We start from the raw sequence: 18,082 nt of genomic DNA, 5'->3' as shown, positions 1-18,082 counted from the left end.
TTTCTAAATGCAACGTTAAATTGTTGGCTATTGGTCTGAAAAGGTATTTTTGGACTACAAAAAGTTGTCTTCGGATTTGTAGGCGTTTATTACGGCCAATTCACCCTCTTTGTCAGGTTTGGAATTTCCGTGTTCCATGCCCAAGACTCCTTTAAAACCTTTACTGTGGATATATTTGAATACGTTTTTGTAATTAATTTCACCTGTAGTGGGCTCTTTTCTGCCTGGATTGTCCCCTATTTGTATATAGTCGATCTCATCCCAGGTGAGTTCCATATTGTGGATTAGATGACCTTCCGTTTTCTGCATGTGGTAGATGTCAAATAATATTTTACAGGAAGGGCTGTTTACGCCCTTGCAGATCATATAGGTTTGATCGGAATTCTGTAAATAAAGATCTGGGGAATCGGATAAGGGTTCAAGAACCATTACCAAGCCATGGGGTTCCAAAATCTCGGCACCTCTTTTTAAGGCTTCAATAACATTGCCATCCTGAATACCGATCGGCAGTTTTCTTTCAAATCCCCCAGGGACAACGGTCATCCATTTGGCGTTAACGCGTTTGGCTACCTCTACAGCTCTTTTGCATCCATCCAAAAAAATATCAATGTATTCCTGTTTACCGGCCGCTAGGGTGTTCGCCATATTTCCTCCCTTATCGATTACAAATACGCCCATGGTCATATTGCGTTTGGCCAAGGTTTCGCCTATTTTGGTCTGTGTTGCCACGTCCCTGCGCATCATGCCATTATCTTCAAAGGCCGTAAACCCTTGGTCTGCCATGAAGTTTATTTGGTCAATTAGGTCATCGCCGGCAAGGTTCTTGAACATCCCAAAATGGGGGGCGTATTTTAAGTTGAACGTATGTTTCTGATCTAAAATAGGGTTGGCCCCATAGGCCAAGGAACCTCCTAGGGTAACCGCACTACTGGTAAGGGCGGTTTTTTGGATAAAATCTCTTCTTTTCATTTTTTTGGATATGGTTGGAATTTTATGATAAAATAAGACTAAAAGAACCAAGTGGTATTTGGCCGTCCTAGTTCTTTTAGTTTTTTTATCAATGTTCAATAATTTTAATACTTAAAGTGACCAAGCTTTTCCCCCGGACAACTCTTGAAGGTCTCCGCAGGCAATAAATTCTCCTGGTACAGGTAGATAAGGCAATACATTTTCTCCCACAATCTCGGATGACTTGTATCCCAATATCACCAGGCCTCTTAAATTGTTGGCAAAGGCAAATCTCGATACTTCATCATCCAGGGTAGCGGTTTCCCCACTCTTCATGGCTTCAGTATAAGTGTTTATTACCTTAAAGTTTTTGGCTTGTTCGTCCTTGGAAATTTTGAGGGCGGTAGCTAGGACCGGTTCCAAATGTTCGGGAGTTAGGTCTGCAATATCCTTCTCACCCGAATCCTGTAGGGCCTTGTCCATGAATTTACCCATGGTCATTTTTAATAGATCTTGCTGTTCTTTTTCCATTACCTGATCGGCAAAACGGTCTATAAATATATGCACCTGTACCTCAGAGGCAGAAGGTGTATCTGTCTTGGGAAGTATGATGTCTACCAAGTGGGTTAGAACGGATCCTTCCCCAGAAGATAAAAAGTCTGGGGTCCATACATTGGCAGCGTCCTTTTTGCAACTTTGAACGATGCTGATCAAGGTCGGGGTGGCGACTGTATATCCCAATGCCAGCCCCATATTTTTAAGTGCTTTTCTTCTATCCATTATATATTTCCTTTTTTAAGTTCTTTAACCGCATGGTCGGCGGCCCTAGCGGTGAAGGCCATATAGGTCAATGATGGGTTAACACAACTGGCCGAAGTCATAAAGGACCCATCGGTAACATAAACATTGGGTACGTCATGTAACTGGTTGTTGCCGTTAAGTACCGAAGTTTTTCTGTTGCGTCCCATTCGGGCAGTACCCATTTCGTGTATACCCAGCCCTAGACCGGTTGGTCCATCATGTCCCTTAACATCACGCAATCCTGCTTTTTCCAACATTTCTACAGCAGATTCCTGCATGTCCTTACGCATGTTGAACTCGTTTTCCTGTAAATCGGCATCGAATGTTACGGTGGGTAGTCCCCAGCTATCCAAATTGTCATAGTCCAAGGTCATTCTATTATCTTCATAAGGGAGCACTTCACCAAAACCGCCAATGCCCATTCTCCATCCTCCAGGTTTCAAAATACTGTCCTTAAAGTCTTTTCCGTAAGAGAGTTCAGCAACGGTTTCTTCCCAATTTCCTCTACTGGCCCCGCCTTGATAACCAAAACCACGTTTGTAGTCCTTTCTATCGGAAGCACCTCCTAGGTTTCTAAATCTTGGAATATAAATGCCATTAGGTCTTCTACCTTTGTAATACTTATCCTCGTAACCATCAAATTTACCGGAAGCACCTACACCTAGATGGTGGTCCATAATATTTCTTCCCAATTGATCCGAGTCGTTGCCCATACCATTCGGGAAGCGGTCAGATTTGGATTGCATCAATATAGAAGTGGAAGCTATGGCAGAGGCACACAGGAATATGACCTTTGCTTTAAATTCGTGAGTTTCCTTGGTCAACCTGTCTATTACCTTTACCCCGGTAGCCTTCTTGGTATTGGGATCGTATATTACTTCATGAACAATAGAGTCCGTACGCAAGGTCATGTTGCCTGTGGCTTCCGCAGCGGGCAGGGTAGATGACAAGCTACTAAAGTAACCTCCAAAAGGACATCCCCTGATACAGCGATTTCTATATTGACATTTTGTACGTCCGTCAAAATTTTTGGTCCCGGTAATATGGGCAACCCTACCTATGGTTACTGCACGGTCGTCAAAACCTTCAGTTACCTTGTTCTTAAAGTGTTCTTCAACACAATTCATTTCCATGGCCGGCAAAAAATCACTATCCGGCAACTGTGGTAGGTTGAGTGCCTCTCCACTTACACCTATAAACTCTTCCACCTTTGAGTACCACGGGGCAATATCTTTATAGCGTACGGGCCAATCAACCGCAATCCCATCTTTTAGGTTGGCGGTAAAATCAATGTCGCTCCATCGGTAACTTTGACGTCCCCACTGTAATGAACGTCCCCCTAAATGGTATCCTCTCATCCAATCAAATCGCCTAATTTCGTTATAAGGGTGTTCTAAATCATTTACAAACCACATTTTGCTTGCGGCATTCGTGGTATATCCGGTTCTGTTCTGTTTGGGCTGTTTTTCAATGTCTTCCCTAGTGGGTTCACCGGCATTCGGGAAATCCCAAGGATCCAGATTGGCTGTCTCGTAGTCTTCGATGTGTTTCACCATCCTTCCACGTTCCAGAACAAGGGTTTTGAGTCCTTTTTCGCATAATTCTTTGGCCGCCCAACCTCCGCTAATTCCCGTGCCTACGACAATTGCATCATAAGAATCCTGCACTTCATTGTTTTTCAACTTGCTCATTTATGAAATTGTTTATTTAATAAATTTATTAAATATAAAATTAATTTTTTACATTTAAACCCTATATTCATTAATACTATAGCACTATAACGTTATAGTAAATGTTAATTCTTGGATTTAATCTCAATACTCAAAATGAAGCGTAAAAATTTAAAGATCAAAGGAGTCAATGTTGTTTTGGTTGCCTTATTAATAGGTGTGTTGTCTTGTAAGGAAGCTCCTAAAGAGCAACCTAAAGATATGGAGACCTCAGAGGTATCCATGAAAGCTGAGGAACCGTTTTTTAAATTGTCTTTGGCCCAATGGTCCATGCATAAAATGGTGCGTCAAGATGGTGTGGATCCCTATACATTTGCTGAGAAGGCCAAGAATTGGGGCTTTACCGGATTGGAATATGTAAGTGGATTATATTACAAGGAATTGGAGGCTGCTAATTTTTCCAAGGAAGCCATGGCCGCCTTCGTGGAAAAAAGTAATGCGGAAAGCAAAAAACACGGTATGCAAAATGTGTTGATCATGATCGATGGTCAAGGAGATCTTGCTACCGAGGATGCTTCAAAAAGAAAGGAAGCTGTTGAAAATCATTTCAAATGGGTAGATGCCGCTGCGGATATGGGGTGTCACGCTATTAGGGTAAACCTTTCCGGGAGCAAGGTTCCGGAAGAATGGGTTGCAAGTTCAGTGGACGGTCTAACCCAATTGGCCACCTATGCGAAAGATAAAAATATAGAAATTTTGGTGGAGAACCATGGTGGTTTGTCGTCCAATGCAGCTATGTTGGCAGAGGTAATGACCAAGGTTAATATGGATAATTGTGGTACCCTTCCGGATTTTGGCAACTTTTGTATAGAACGAACCAAGGATGGATGTGCCGAGGAATATGACATTTATAAAGGTATTAGTGAATTAATGCCACATGCATTGGCCGTAAGTGCCAAATCCTACAATTTTGATGCCGAGGGCAACGAAACTAAATTGGACTATCCCAGAATACTTAAAATAGTTAAAGATGCTGGTTATACCGGCTTTATCGGTGTGGAATATGAAGGTAGTGTTTTAAGTGAGGAGGAAGGAATTATTGCAACAAGGGATTTATTGATAAAAGCAGGTAAAGAACTTAATTAGCACCGTGTTGTATGAAGGCTTTTTTCAATCAATTGTTCGATTATAACTTTTACTGCAATAAAAAATTGATTGAAGAGTGCCAAAAACTGGAAAATGTTCCAGAAAGGACTATTGAACTCTTCAGTCATATATTAAATGCGCACCATATATGGAATGCCAGAATTCTTGGTAAAAATGTGGAATACGGTGTTTTTCAGTTGCAATCGCTTAAGGATTGGGGCGACATACATTATGAAAATCAAAGGAGCTCTTTTGAAATAATTACCAACGCGGATAGTTTTGAAAAGCGATTGGATTATGAAAATTCACAGGGTAGGTTGTTTAGTAATACCGTTCAGGATATGCTGTTTCATATCATAAACCATTCTACCCATCATAGGGCCCAGATTTCCGTTGACTTTAGAAATAACTCCATAGAACCCTTGGTCTTGGATTATGCCTTTTATAAGCGATAAATATACCTGCTAGACCGTGAATGTAAAGATCAAAGTTCAGTTATCGACAATGATGTTCCTCGAATTTTTTATTTGGGGAGGTTGGTTTGTAACATTGGGCACCTTTTTGGGCCACAATCTTAAGGCCACGGGAGCAGAATCGGCAATGGCGTATTCCACACAATCCTGGGGGGCCATTATTGCACCTTTTGTTATAGGGTTGATTGCCGACAGATATTTCAATGCGGAGCGCATTTTGGGGGTATTGCATCTCCTTGGTTCGGTAATGATGTATCAAATGTATATGGCCGTGGACTTTGCCAGTTTCTATCCCTATGTACTTGGATACATGATTCTGTATATGCCGACCCTGGCCTTGGTAAATTCAATATCTTTTAGCCAAATGAAAAATCCAGCCAAGGAGTTTTCTTTTGTGAGGGTTTTTGGTACTGTAGGTTGGATAGTGGCCGGACTAATAATTAGTTATGTATTCCTATGGGATTCGGGAGCCTCTAGGGAAGAAGGCCTATTGAAAAATACTTTTTTAATGGTGGCGATCGCTTCTGCAGCTTTGGGACTGTTCAGTTTTACTTTGCCCAAAACACCTCCCAAGTTAAAAACAGATGAAAAGGTTTCCATTTCCGACATTTTGGGATTGGATGCCCTAAAACTATTGAAGGATAGAAATTTCTTCATATTCTTTGTTTCCTCTATTTTAATATGCATTCCTTTGGCCTTTTATTACCAAAATGCCAATCCATTTTTGTCCGAGATCGGGATGGAAAATCCCACAGGTAAAATGACCATTGGCCAGGGTTCTGAAGTTTTATTTATGCTGCTATTGCCATATTTCTTCAAGAAATATGGATTTAAAAATACGTTGATCGCCGGGATGCTGGCTTGGACCATTAGATACCTGCTTTTTGCATACGGAAATGCCGGAGATTTGGCCTTTATGTTAATCTTGGGTATTGCCCTACACGGTATTTGTTATGATTTTTTCTTTGTGTCCGGGCAGATCTATACAGATTCAAAGGCCGGTAACAAGTTTAAGAGTGCGGCCCAGGGATTGATTACCTTGGCTACCTATGGTGTTGGAATGTTGGTTGGTTTTTGGGTTGCCGGAAAAATAACGGATAGTTATTTGCTTGGAGAAGGTGTGCACAGTTGGACGGATATTTGGACATTTCCTGCTATTTTTGCCTTAGGGGCAATGGTGCTGTTCGCCATATTTTTTAAAAAAGAGGAAGTAGAGTATAAAGAGTAATTAGGAATATATAAATTATGAGCAAGAAAATTAGATTAGGAATTTTAGGAGGAGGAGGAGACTCCCTTATTGGGGTGTTGCACAGGGTGGCATCGCAGATTAATGATAATTACGAAATTGTTGGGGCAGTTTTCAATCCTGATTTTGAGGCGAATGTTGCTTTTGCCAAGGAAATAGATGTGCCTACCAATCGTATCTATAAGGATTTTGATACCTTGGTGGAAGAGGAATTGAAACTTCCAAAAGAGGAACGTATTCAGGTGTGTTCAGTACTTACCCCTAACTTTCTGCATTTTCCTATGGCTAAAAAGTTATTGGAAAATGGTTTTCATGTAATTTGTGAAAAGCCTATGACCACCACCTACGAGGAGGCCAAAATATTACAGGCTACCTTGGAAAAGGCCAAGACCGTTTTTGCAGTTACCCATACCTACACAGGGTATCCTATGGTTAGGCAAATGAGGGAAATGATAAAGGCTGGGGCCATTGGCAAAATACATAAGGTAGATGCACAATATTATCAAGGGTGGATCAACTCCATTATCCATGATAAGGCCAAACGCTCGACCGTTTGGAGATTGGACCCTAAAAAAGCCGGTATTAGTTCCTGTATGGGCGATATAGGGGTGCATGCCTTCAACATGATAGAATATACAACAGGATTGACCATAAAATCCATTTTGGCAGATTTCAACTACTTGTACGAGGATAACCAAATGGATGTAGACGGTACGGTTTTGATCCGAATGGGCAATCACGTGAAAGGGGTTATTCGATCCAGTCAGGTGGCTACCGGGGAGGAAAACGGACTAACTATAGCTATTTATGGAGAGAATGGTGGACTTAGATGGGAACAGGAAAATCCCAATTATCTTTATGTGCTAAGTGATGATAAGCCACTACAGGTTTATAAGCCGGGCCATGCCTATAATTCCAAGTTGTCCTTGGACGGAACAAAATTGCCTCCAGGGCATCCCGAAGGTATTTTTGATTCTATGGCAAATATCTATTTAGGTGTTGCCAGGGCCATTCGCGGAGAGAAATATAACGACGGCGAATTTCCGACCATGATGGATGGTGTTCGCGGGCTCGATTTTATAGAGAGTTCTGTGGAGTCCAATAAAAAAGGAAACGTTTGGGTAGATTTGAAATAAAATAGAATAACGTGTAAAAAAAGGGCTGCAATTGCGGCCCTTTTCTATTATTGTAATTTAAGGTTCTTGGATTATCCAAAAACCTTTTCAAACTCTACACATACCACGATCATACTATCGCGGGGCACACGTTCAAAAGGTGCCAGTTCCCTGGTAAAATAATCCCAGTGGAATTTTTTCCAATGTTCCAAACTTTTGTCGCCCAAACTCTCTAATTGAACATAATCTTGGCCAATACTAAAAAACGGCTTCAGTTTTACAGCGGTTGTCCTTATGATACACCTGGCCTTGCCGTTCCAATCGGTTAAGACTGTAAAGGCCCCTATTTTAGGGAGTGGTTCCTTTCTATATTGTAGGCCTAATAGAGAATAAGAGGCCGCTTTCTTAAGGTTTTTTAAAACTAGATCCACGCCTTGGTCGGCATCTCGTTCATTGTCGCTGAAATGAATCACTTTAGGCGCTTCTTCAAAAGCGAATTCTAGGTGGGCGTCCAAAAAATCACCCCACATATTTCTGGCTGAGCTATTTTCCATTAAGAAAGTTTACTCGATAATCGAGATTAAAATGCTCCGACGCTTGCGTCGAAATGTTATTAATAGTTTCCTTCCGATGCCTCAGGGGCTTGCCCTGAGGTAATTGACCTGTATTAATTTGTAGGGCCGTAAACTTGTCCGCCCGTGTACTACTCGTAATACTGCTTAATGAAACGTTGGCGTATTGGGATAATTGCACGGAAGTTCCTTTATTTTTGCTGATCTTTGATACTGCTCCCGATTGTTTTCCCAATCGTATGGGGCTATTGGTCTCTATTTCAAAAGGGTTGGCATCAAAAGACGCAAAAGGTTCCCCGTATTTTGGTCCGGAAAATATTCCAAAGATTTGGAATTGGACCATAATACTGCCAAATTCTGATGGTTGATTCATGGTTTATTATTCTGATAATTCTTTTGTAATTCCTATATTTATCACTTCGCTATAAAAATGATGAAATCTAATTTATAGCCTAAATATAGGATTTAATTATTAATTTTTTTGAAACGGAATAGCTGTAGTCAAGTTTGCCCAAAAATTAGTATTCCAAACATTTCAAATGGCCCTATATATGATTGGGGGTATATGAATAAACTTTTAGGAATTACATTTTGTAGAATTAGGAGTGTAGTTGTTTTTGATGAAATTTAATATCAATTCGATTAGAAGAAAAAAAACTAATGTTGGGCTTCCCGAATAGGGAAATAGCAGCTGTCCAATATGGAACACAATTATAAAACAAAAATAGAAATACATGAAAACAATTAAGGGGCCAGCCGTTTTTTTGGCACAATTTGTCGATGAAAAAGCACCATTCAATTCTTTGGACGGAATGTGTAAATGGGCATCCGATTTAGGATATAAGGGAATACAAATTCCAACTTGGGTCGATTTTCTTATTGATTTGGATAAGGCGGCCGAGAGTCAGACCTACTGTGATGAGTTAAAGGGAAAGATAAATTCCTATGGATTGGAAATAACCGAGCTTTCCACGCATTTACAAGGACAGTTGGTGGCGGTTAACCCAGCTTATGATCTAATGTTCGACAATTTTGCACCCGATAAGGTGAAGAATAATCCAAAGGCCAGAACCGAATGGGCAGTTGATGTGGTAAAAAAAGGAGCTACTGCGAGTCGTAGGCTCGGACTAAATGCACATGCTACTTTCTCAGGTTCCCTACTTTGGCATACCGCCCACCCTTGGCCACAACGACCTGCTGGATTGGTGGAAATGGGTTTCGAGGAGCTGGCAAAAAGATGGTTGCCCATACTAAACCACTATGATAAGGAAGGTGTAGACGTATGCTACGAAATTCACCCAGGGGAAGACCTTCACGACGGGGATACTTTTGAACGTTTCTTGGCCGCAACCGGGAACCATAAACGAGTTAATATTTTATACGATCCAAGTCATTTTGTTCTGCAGCAATTGGACTATATTGCCTATATAGACCATTATCACGAGTTTATCAAATCGTTCCACGTAAAGGATTCCGAATTTAATCCTACTGGCAAGAAAGGAGCTTTTGGTGGATTTAACGATTGGGGCGACCGCGCAGGTAGATATCGCTCTCTTGGCGATGGACAGATAGATTTTAAGACTATTTTCTCCAAACTTACACAGTACGGCTGCGATGTTTGGGCGGTAATGGAATGGGAGTGCTGTATAAAAAGTCCGGAGCAGGGAGCAAGGGAAGGGGCTAAGTTCATTCAGGACCATATCATTGAGGCCACTGAGAAAACCTTTGATGATTTTGCCGGGGCTGCAATAGATAAGACCGTATTGAAGAAAATATTAGGACTATAAAATCAATAGATTAGAAAATGAAAAAATTAATATTTAGTGTAATTATAGCTGTTGTGGTTATGGGCTGTAAGGAGAAGACCGATAATAAAAATATGGATGTGGATTCGGACCCCTTGGCCAATAAGGAGAATGGAACTCCACCTCCACCAGCTCAGGTGGAAGGGGACTGGCAGGTACTTTTTGATGGCACCAACTTTGATGCTTGGAAACGGTATTTGGAAGATGGCGTTGGGGATGCTTGGAAGATAGAGGATGGTGCCATGGTATACTATCCGCCTAAAGAGCGCAAGAAAGGGGAGAAATATAATTTAGTGACCAAGGAAGACTTTACCAGTTTTGTATTATCCATAGATTGGAAAATTTCGGAGGGAGGAAACAGTGGTATTTTTTGGGGCGTTAAGGAAGTAGAAAGTCTTTCTGAAGCTTACCATTCAGGACCTGAAATACAGGTGTTGGACAATGAAAAGCATCCTGACGCAAAAAATGGACCTGTAAGACAGGCAGGGGCTTTGTACGATATGGTTGGTCCTAGTGAGGACGCTACCAAGCCTGTGGGAGAGTGGAATACTTGTGTAATTACCGTAGACCATAAATCCAATCAAGGAAATGTAGTATTGAATGGAACGGAAATAGCATCGTTTCCAGTCCATGGTGAGGAATGGGAAGAAATGATATCCAAATCCAAGTTTAAGGGATCCGAACATTTTGGGAAATACAAAACCGGAAGAATAGGATTGCAGGATCACGGGGATATAGTTTCCTATAGAAATATCAAGATAAAAACATTGGATTAATCAATTAGAAAAAACTTATGAAAGTGAGATCTATTTATATTCCTTTATTATTGTTACTGGCATTAGCCTGTAAGGAAAAGGTCAGTGTGGATCCATTGGAGCCAAAAGGTACAGAGACAACAGGGGAAGAAATTGTGGTGCACGGGGAATACTCGGGTCCGGAACCTACCACTCCGGAGGAGACCGAGTTTTATAAGCCGGTACCTCCAGTGGTTAATCCCAATGATCCCATAAAAAAGGCGCCCAGTGATGCCATTGTACTTTTTAACGGGGACAATTTGGACAATTGGATCTCTTCCAGGGATAGTACTGCGGCCAAGTGGATCGTTAACAGGGATGGTAGTATGACCGTTAATGACAAGACAGGCGATATTCAGACGGTTCAGAATTTTGGGAGTATCCAATTGCACTTGGAATGGAAATCTCCTGCAGAGGTTCAGGGCAAGGGACAGAGTAGGGGAAATAGCGGGGTCTTTTTAAATGGGCTTTACGAGGTTCAGGTATTGGACAACAATGACAATGATACTTATGTAAATGGACAAGTCGGATCCATATACAAGCAACATGTTCCACTTGCCAAGGCTTCTGTTCCAACAGGGGAATGGAATACCTATGATATAATTTATCACGCGCCAGAGTTCAACAAGGAAGGTAATAAAATTAAATCCGGAACAGTAACGGTTATACATAATGGTGTACTGGTTCAGGACCATGTTGAAATTAAGGGAACTACGCCATATATAGGTTGGCCCAAAAATCCTGCCCATGGAAAAGGGCCTTTAAAACTTCAGGACCACGGAGACAACAGTAGGGTAAGTTATAGGAATATATGGGTGAGGGAGCTGTAGATGGAATGGGCGTTGTTCTTAGGGTCCATTGCTCCAGGGATGCTATTCATGGTTTTTGCCTGGTACTTTAATACATACCCGCCCAAAAGCATCAATTTTATTTACGGCTACCGCACCCGGAAAAGCATGAGGAACCAGGAAACCTGGGATTTTGCCAACGGAATTGGAGCCAAAATGATGTTTTATGTAGGCTTATCTACTTTAATCGTAGGAACGGCCGGCTATGTAATCTCTGCTAAATGGGCCATGGGTATTTCCATATTTTTTCTTGTCATCGCTGTGTTTGTAGGCATATTTTGGTGCGAGCGGCAATTGGAGGTTAATTTTGACAAAAACGGAAACCCCGTGAACCACGTGGAGCCATCCAATTAGTGAAACGGTACATATTTTAGCAACCAAAGGTTTTTATAAATGACTTTTCAAGGGTCGTGGCCGTCAAGCTGTACAAACCCCAATTTTATTTACCTTTGACAAAATTAAAAACAATTTATGATCCAATCTATGACAGGGTTCGGGAAGCATGTAATTCAACTTCCTTCTAAAAAAATTACCATTGAAATTAAATCACTCAACAGTAAAAGTCTCGATTTAAATGCCCGGATACCTTCCACCTATAGGGAAAAGGAATTGGAATTGCGCAGGACAATTGCCAGCTCCTTGGTAAGGGGCAAGGTAGATTTTGGACTATATATTGAAAATACGGGCACCGAAACCTCTTCGGAGGTCAATGAAGTGGTGGTAAGACAGTATATGAAACAATTGGGGCATATCGTTTCAGGGAATGAAATGGGACTGTTGGAAATTGCCATGCGCATGCCAGATGCCATGAAAACAGAACGGGAGGACATTGATGAAGAGGAATATAATGTTATAAAGGAATCCCTAGAGAAAGCCTTAAAGGAAATAAATATTTTTAGAACGGAGGAAGGAAAGGTTTTGGAATCCGATTTTGAGGCCAGAATAAGCGTTTTAAAGGGTTTATTGGAAAAGGTTGCTATAATGGATTCCGAAAGGCTCTTAACGATCAGGGAGCGCTTGGAAAAAGCTGTGGCAGACTTAAAAGCCGATCTGGATACAAATCGATTTGAACAAGAGCTGATCTATTATTTGGAGAAGTATGATATCACAGAAGAAAAAGTCCGTTTGCTAAATCACTTGGATTATTTTGCCGCTACGCTGAAATCCGATGAATCCAACGGTAAGAAACTGGGATTCATTAGCCAAGAAATAGGAAGGGAAATCAATACCATTGGTTCCAAGGCAAATTTTGCGCCTATGCAGCAGTTGGTGGTGCAGATGAAAGACGAATTGGAAAAGATTAAGGAACAAATGCTTAACGTTTTATAATGAAAGGAGGAAAGCTAATTATTTTTTCTGCCCCTTCAGGTAGTGGAAAAACAACTATAGTAAAACATTTATTAAATCAACCGGAGCTCAATTTGGCATTTTCCATTTCTGCTACCTCCAGGCCAAGACGTGGTAAGGAAAAGCACGGAGAGCACTATTATTTTATGTCCTTATCCGAATTTAAGAAACATATTAAGGAAGATGATTTTCTGGAATGGGAGGAAGTCTATAGGGATAATTTCTATGGGACTTTAAAAAGTGAGGTAGACCGCTTATGGTCCGAGGGCAAGAATGTAATTTTTGACATAGATGTGGTAGGAGGTTTGCGGATAAAAAAGAAGTTTCCGGACCAGACCCTTGCCGTTTTTGTGAAGCCGCCTAGTGTAGACGAACTTAAGATAAGGTTGAAGAAGCGCAGCACCGAATCCGAGGACAAGATAAATATGCGGATTGCCAAAGCTTCGGTAGAGTTGGCCACAGCCCCCCAATTTGATACGGTCATCAAAAATTACGACTTGGACACCGCTCTGGAGGAGGCACATAGGTTGGTAGCAGAGTTTGTTGGGGCTGAAATCAAGAATAAGATATAGTAAGTAAAGGATGGGTCAAGGTATGCCCTACGAAATTAACTCTGGAATATTTCATTAAAAATAGATACTGAATCAAGTTTCTTATGAATAAAAAAATAGGACTTTATTTCGGTACTTTCAATCCGATCCATATAGGACATTTGGTGATTGCCAATCATATGGTGGAATTTTCGGATTTGGATGAGGTTTGGTTTGTGGTAACGCCACAAAGTCCATTTAAAACCAAAAAAAGCCTACTGGACAATCATCATCGCTATCAGTTGGTAGCCGAGGCCACCTTGGATTATCCCAAATTAAAACCGAGCAAGATAGAGTTTGATCTTCCCCAGCCCAATTATACGGTGAATACCCTTGCTTATTTACAGGAAAAATATGATGACAAACACAATTTCTGTTTAATCATGGGGGAGGACAATTTAAAGGGGCTGCATAAATGGAAGAACTATGAAGTAATTCTGGAAAACCATACTATTTATGTCTACCCAAGGATTTCTGAAGGAGAAGTGGTACATCAATTTAATGATCATCCCAAAATTCAATACGTTGCTGCTCCTATCATGGAAATATCCTCAACTTTTATAAGGGCGCAGCATAAATTGGGTAAAAATATTAGACCTCTGCTTCCGGAGAGGGTCTGGAAATATTTGGATGAAATGAATTTTTATAGATAGGGCAATGCGAGGTTTTACTCAAAATATCCTTCCCTAATTTTGTCAACTGCTCGTTCCCAGATGTCGCCTTCCTAGTGGCTTATTAAATTTAAAAAGAAGCCAAAACCATCATTGGTAATGAAACTAATTTTTTGTCCCCTTTCGGGAATGGGCTCTATTTAGATATAGTGTTGGGCCAAATTGGAAATCCGATAATTTTAACTCTCTCCAATTGAGAAGATTCAATTATTTATTTCCATTGGGGCCAGGGCAAATTAATTGAATTTTCGGCCTTTTGGTTCTGCCCCCACAAGGGGTGCCAAAAGACCGAAAAATTTAAGTTTTAGAGCATGATGGCTATTTTATAATACCGCTTAGGCGAGCCATACTTTCTTCAAATCTCCTTTAAAGGAGTTCCCATTGTTATTGGGACCCGTAATATGCCATGGCTTTTTGTAGAAGTTCCATGCCCATTATTCCAATTATTCAACCTCTAACTTTGCGGGCTCAACCGTGCTGTCGTGTTCATTATAATACAGCTCCAGAAGGTTCATGGTAGCATTGATAAAATCTTTGGTCTCTAGAAGAAAGGTAAAGTACAAAGTGGTATTTTTTGGACTTGATTCTTCATTGCGGGTTCTGGCAATCTGTTTTTCTATTTTTTGGGAAACCATATCCAGAAGGCCTTGTTTGCTCGCAAATATTTCGCTTATTTGCTCGAAAGATCTATTGCCAAATGTTGATTTTGTTGCACTTAACAATTTCTGTAATTCAAGATCTATCTCCTTTAGCTCCTTAATCTGATTGTATTTTAATTTTTTGTGGTTATTGTGGATGTGTTTATGGCTAATCTTATTTAAATATTCCAGGGATTGGGCCATATCCTGCAAATATCCCAAAATGTTGATATACAAATTACTGGCACCTATACTGGCTTCATCCAAATTTTTAATAAAATAGAAAATGTGGTCCCTTAATTCATCTATTTCATCGGAAAGTTTGCCTACACCTTTCCTATTCTTTTTAAGAAGTTCCAAATCTTGTTTGGCAAGGCCATCTATGATGTTAGTGTATATTTTATTGCTTCTTTTTGCAACGTTGGAAATATTGTCGGCGCTCTCCTCTATTACCCCTTGGATAGAGCTGCTTTCAGCCTTTCTTAAGCTGTCTTCTGCCTTTATTTCCTTGGATTTTTTAGTATGGGAAATATAATTTCTTACCAATAATAGCACGGCGATCAATAAAAGAACGGCTACCATGGAGGGTACATGGATATTGATAAGGGAAACAATAACTGCAGCAGAAACAAAGGCGATAATGGCCGTGAAGAACCAGCCGCCGATAACGTTCAATACTCCTGCAACGCGGTATACGGCACTTTCGGCACCCCATGCCCTATCGGCCAAGGAAGTACCCATAGCCACCATAAAGGTTACATAGGTGGTGGATAAAGGCAATTTATAGGATGTGGCCAGGGAAATCAATACACCCGCAACCATTAGGTTTACAGAGGCCCTAACCATATCAAAAGCAGGCAATTCGAAGGTTTTATCCTTTGACAACGCAATTATAGGTTTTTTAAAATTGTCATCAATTTTTTCTTGCAATGATTTTGGTATAAGTGATGTAGCTACCGTATTCAAAAGTACAGCCGATCTCACGATGCCCCTGGACAGAAAATTGGGCTGAAAGCGTTCCTTTGATTCCCCTTCCCTGGAAAGATTTATCTCTGTTTGGGTTACATAGCGGGCTTTTTTGGAAAACCACAGGGTAAGCACCATAATCATTCCCGATACGAACAACAATGCGGTAGGTGTGGCAACTTTTTCGGCAAGCACGGACATGTTAAATTCGGTAGGAGGAATTCCGGAAGCCTGCCAAGCTTCAAAGGATTGCCAAGCTGCAATGGGAACTCCAATAAAATTAACAAGGTCGTTCCCTGCAAAAGCCAATGCCAGTGCAAAGGTACCTACAATGATGATGAGCTTATAAACATCATATTTAAGAATGGCCGAAATAATATATGATACAAGGGTCCAAAGAACAAGACTTCCTATTACAATGGTTCCAGTGTTGTTTTGAATTATGTCCAATGCGGCATCACTGACAAAGGTGGCTCCTTTTAAACCTTTTATTAAAATAAAATAGGTGATCGCGGTCAATGCAAAACCTCCGAATACGGCCCCTATAATCTTAGCTTTTTTTCTAAAGTCGAATGAAAGTAGAATGCGCGACAGATATTGTACCAAGGCCCCAATGGAAAATGCAATAACCACCGATAGCAGTATCCCCAAAATTATTTCAGTAGCCTTTGAGGTATTTATATAATTATATATTTCAATATAATCGCCCCCACCTGATACAATTTTAATGAAGGACATGGCAACTGAGGCTCCCAATAGCTCAAAAACTATGGATACCGTAGTTGAGGTCGGCATCCCAACGGTATTGAAAAAATCCAATAGAAGGATATCCGTTATCATTACGGCCATAAAAATAATCATGATCTCACTGAACATGAACTCGCCGGGATTAAAGATTCCCTTTCTGGCCACCTCCATCATGCCACTTGAAAAAATTGCGCCTACTGCGATACCCAAACTGGCCACGATCATAATAGTCCTAAACGAAATGGCTTTGGAACCAATTGCCGAATTTAAAAAGTTCACCGCGTCATTACTAACCCCGACTACTAAATCTGCTATTGCCAGGAAGGCAAGGGCAATAATCATTAATAAATATAAATTGTCCATTATCTTATAAAAAAAATAGTTTGCAAATATCTAAAGTCTCTTTGTTCGTAACGTTATCTTAAGGTTATATTTTTACTAAAAATGTACGTCCATTTGTAGTCTAAACATCAATTCATTAGGGTCGTTCCCTACAGACAGGTAACTAATATCCGTTTGCACCTTTAATTTGTGGCCTACAAGATATTTGGAAAGCCCTAAGCTGTATTGGTTTTCTGGGTTTTGACCAGTGATATTTTCATCCAATTTTATCTTGGTATATCTCCCAGAAACCTCCCAATTATTGTTAAAAAGATATCCGGTTTGTAGGTTCAATCCATTTCCTACCTGTACCACTTCTCCGGTCAGGGATCCATCGGCATTCTTGGCAAAGGGGTCATCGGCATTTCTTTTGGCATATTCTGCCATGAAGGAGAATCCGTCGTATTTGAACATGGCATCCAAAAATAAGGTGCTGATATTGGTTTTGTGAAAACCAAAATCTGTGACCATATAGGTCCCTTGGCTACCTCTGGTCTTTACTGCCTTGTGGTTTAGGTCATAGGTCGTTGCCAATAATAGCTTTGGGGATTTTTCCCTTTTTAAATCGCCGCCGCTGTAGTCGCCGTTGCCCTTAAATTCACCGAAAGGGAGTAGTTCCAGCCTTCCACTGTATTGATGTCCCCCTAAATTTCCTGTGGTTATATTTCTACCTTCCCCTTGGGAAATGGCGATAATTTCCCTTATTAAAAAGGTATGCGTTAGTTGTGTATGATGTCTAAGTTGTAGTCCAATATCACGATCTAGGGTGAATTGACTATTTAATAGGGAGCGATCTACCATTTGTAGGTTACCGGAGGAAATAACGCGTTCTATATTGCCAGGGAGTTTGGTTTGACCGACCCAAAGGGTGAAATTTTGATAGAAATTCCACATTACTACCGCATCCAGAATATATCTTGGCGCGTCACTGGTATACTGTGAAGCCCCGGAAAGATCTCTATTGGATAACCCCAATTCAATTTTGTAGGCAAGTTTTGGCGAATAGACAAAGCCATCAAATTTCAACCGGGCCCTCCTAATAAGCGTGTTGAATGTGGGGTCTGTATAATCACCGTTCGAATTTTCAATCCAAGTAGCGCTGCTTAATAGCTGTATTCTAGTGCCAATATTAGCACTCCAAGTACTGTCTTTGCCCATTAAATTAAAAAGGCCTTTGCCAAATTCAGGAGCATTGGTTTCTTGGGAAAACGAGATAGAAAATGTGCACAGCATTAGCCCTAGGGCTAAACATTTCATTGTCATTGTTAATTAGTTTTTGTCGGGGCACAAAGTACCAAACTTATTGGGAGTTGTGAAAGAATTT

18 protein-coding genes are annotated in these 18,082 nt (G+C 40.7%); 11 read left to right on the top strand and 7 right to left on the bottom strand.

Features of this window, described 5'->3' with window-relative positions; genetic code table 11:
- Positions 1–54: 54 nt before the first annotated feature.
- From MWU84_RS11070 to MWU84_RS11060, 3 genes are all read right to left on the bottom strand, one after another.
- The gene (locus tag MWU84_RS11070) at positions 55–969 is read right to left on the bottom strand and encodes a TIM barrel protein (RefSeq protein ID WP_246901544.1); all 915 of its coding nucleotides are present in this window, start codon (positions 967–969) and stop codon (positions 55–57) included.
- 111 nt (positions 970–1,080) lie between these two features.
- Positions 1,081–1,728 (bottom strand): gluconate 2-dehydrogenase subunit 3 family protein, encoded by a 648-nt coding sequence (locus MWU84_RS11065; RefSeq protein WP_246901543.1) that lies wholly within the window; start codon positions 1,726–1,728, stop codon positions 1,081–1,083.
- Entirely contained in the window at positions 1,728–3,440 is a 1,713-nt protein-coding gene (locus tag MWU84_RS11060; protein ID WP_246901542.1) for a GMC family oxidoreductase, read from the bottom strand. Before MWU84_RS11060 ends, MWU84_RS11065 begins: the two co-directional genes overlap by 1 nt.
- Before the next feature lie 135 nt (positions 3,441–3,575).
- Here MWU84_RS11060 and MWU84_RS11055 point away from each other — a divergent pair, with 135 nt between their 5' ends.
- Genes MWU84_RS11055 through MWU84_RS11040 form a run of 4 tightly spaced genes read left to right on the top strand, consistent with a single transcriptional unit; the run spans position 3,576 to position 7,420 of the window.
- The gene (locus MWU84_RS11055; protein WP_246901541.1) at positions 3,576–4,565 is read left to right on the top strand and encodes a sugar phosphate isomerase/epimerase family protein; all 990 of its coding nucleotides are present in this window, start codon (positions 3,576–3,578) and stop codon (positions 4,563–4,565) included.
- An 11-nt stretch (positions 4,566–4,576) separates the two neighbouring features.
- Positions 4,577–5,020 (top strand): DinB family protein, encoded by a 444-nt coding sequence (locus MWU84_RS11050; RefSeq protein ID WP_246901540.1) that lies wholly within the window; start codon positions 4,577–4,579, stop codon positions 5,018–5,020.
- 16 nt (positions 5,021–5,036) lie between these two features.
- A complete protein-coding gene (locus MWU84_RS11045; RefSeq protein ID WP_246901539.1) occupies positions 5,037–6,266 on the top strand; it encodes a nucleoside permease in 1,230 nt (409 codons plus the stop codon).
- A 17-nt stretch (positions 6,267–6,283) separates the two neighbouring features.
- The gene (locus MWU84_RS11040) at positions 6,284–7,420 is read left to right on the top strand and encodes a Gfo/Idh/MocA family oxidoreductase (protein ID WP_246901538.1); all 1,137 of its coding nucleotides are present in this window, start codon (positions 6,284–6,286) and stop codon (positions 7,418–7,420) included.
- A 71-nt stretch (positions 7,421–7,491) separates the two neighbouring features.
- Here MWU84_RS11040 and MWU84_RS11035 read toward each other — a convergent pair whose 3' ends face one another.
- Entirely contained in the window at positions 7,492–7,953 is a 462-nt protein-coding gene (locus MWU84_RS11035) for an ASCH domain-containing protein (RefSeq protein ID WP_246901537.1), read from the bottom strand.
- Positions 7,943–8,344 carry a hypothetical protein gene (locus MWU84_RS11030; protein WP_246901536.1) on the bottom strand — a complete coding sequence of 134 codons (402 nt, stop codon included), beginning with the start codon at positions 8,342–8,344 and terminating at the stop codon, positions 7,943–7,945. The genes MWU84_RS11035 and MWU84_RS11030 overlap by 11 nt, the downstream gene beginning before the upstream one ends.
- Before the next feature lie 361 nt (positions 8,345–8,705).
- Between MWU84_RS11030 and MWU84_RS11025 the strand changes: the two genes are divergently transcribed.
- The 7 genes from MWU84_RS11025 (at position 8,706) to nadD (ending at position 14,008) form a co-directional block, all read left to right on the top strand.
- Complete coding sequence (locus MWU84_RS11025) at positions 8,706–9,758, top strand: sugar phosphate isomerase/epimerase (protein ID WP_246901535.1); 1,053 nt, start codon at positions 8,706–8,708, stop codon at positions 9,756–9,758.
- A 17-nt stretch (positions 9,759–9,775) separates the two neighbouring features.
- Entirely contained in the window at positions 9,776–10,552 is a 777-nt protein-coding gene (locus MWU84_RS11020; RefSeq protein ID WP_246901534.1) for a DUF1080 domain-containing protein, read from the top strand.
- 131 nt (positions 10,553–10,683) lie between these two features.
- Positions 10,684–11,400: a DUF1080 domain-containing protein gene (locus MWU84_RS11015; protein WP_246901622.1), complete on the top strand. Its 717-nt coding sequence runs from the start codon at positions 10,684–10,686 to the stop codon at positions 11,398–11,400.
- Positions 11,401–11,772 carry an SdpI family protein gene (locus MWU84_RS11010; RefSeq protein ID WP_348647865.1) on the top strand — a complete coding sequence of 124 codons (372 nt, stop codon included), beginning with the start codon at positions 11,401–11,403 and terminating at the stop codon, positions 11,770–11,772.
- Between the two features lie 117 nt (positions 11,773–11,889).
- Positions 11,890–12,747 (top strand): YicC/YloC family endoribonuclease, encoded by an 858-nt coding sequence (locus tag MWU84_RS11005; protein ID WP_246901532.1) that lies wholly within the window; start codon positions 11,890–11,892, stop codon positions 12,745–12,747.
- A complete protein-coding gene (gmk, locus tag MWU84_RS11000) occupies positions 12,747–13,337 on the top strand; it encodes a guanylate kinase (RefSeq protein WP_246901531.1) in 591 nt (196 codons plus the stop codon). Before MWU84_RS11005 ends, gmk begins: the two co-directional genes overlap by 1 nt.
- Positions 13,338–13,420: 83 nt before the next feature.
- The gene (gene nadD, locus MWU84_RS10995) at positions 13,421–14,008 is read left to right on the top strand and encodes a nicotinate (nicotinamide) nucleotide adenylyltransferase (RefSeq protein ID WP_246901530.1); all 588 of its coding nucleotides are present in this window, start codon (positions 13,421–13,423) and stop codon (positions 14,006–14,008) included.
- Between the two features lie 461 nt (positions 14,009–14,469).
- On the opposite strand, the gene MWU84_RS10990 is transcribed toward nadD, so the two are convergent.
- On the bottom strand, positions 14,470–16,740 hold the full coding sequence (locus tag MWU84_RS10990) for an inorganic phosphate transporter (protein ID WP_246901529.1): 2,271 nt from the start codon (positions 16,738–16,740) through the stop codon (positions 14,470–14,472).
- Positions 16,741–16,815: 75 nt separating this feature from the next.
- Positions 16,816–18,021 (bottom strand): porin, encoded by a 1,206-nt coding sequence (locus tag MWU84_RS10985; RefSeq protein WP_246901528.1) that lies wholly within the window; start codon positions 18,019–18,021, stop codon positions 16,816–16,818.
- Between the last annotated feature and the right edge of the window lie 61 nt (positions 18,022–18,082).

Origin of the sequence: Arenibacter sp. F20364 (assembly GCF_023015905.1) — a bacterium.
In the GTDB taxonomy this organism is placed as follows: domain Bacteria; phylum Bacteroidota; class Bacteroidia; order Flavobacteriales; family Flavobacteriaceae; genus Arenibacter.
Note: the sequence above shows the minus strand (reverse complement) of the source record. Positions and strands in the feature narration are given on the sequence as shown.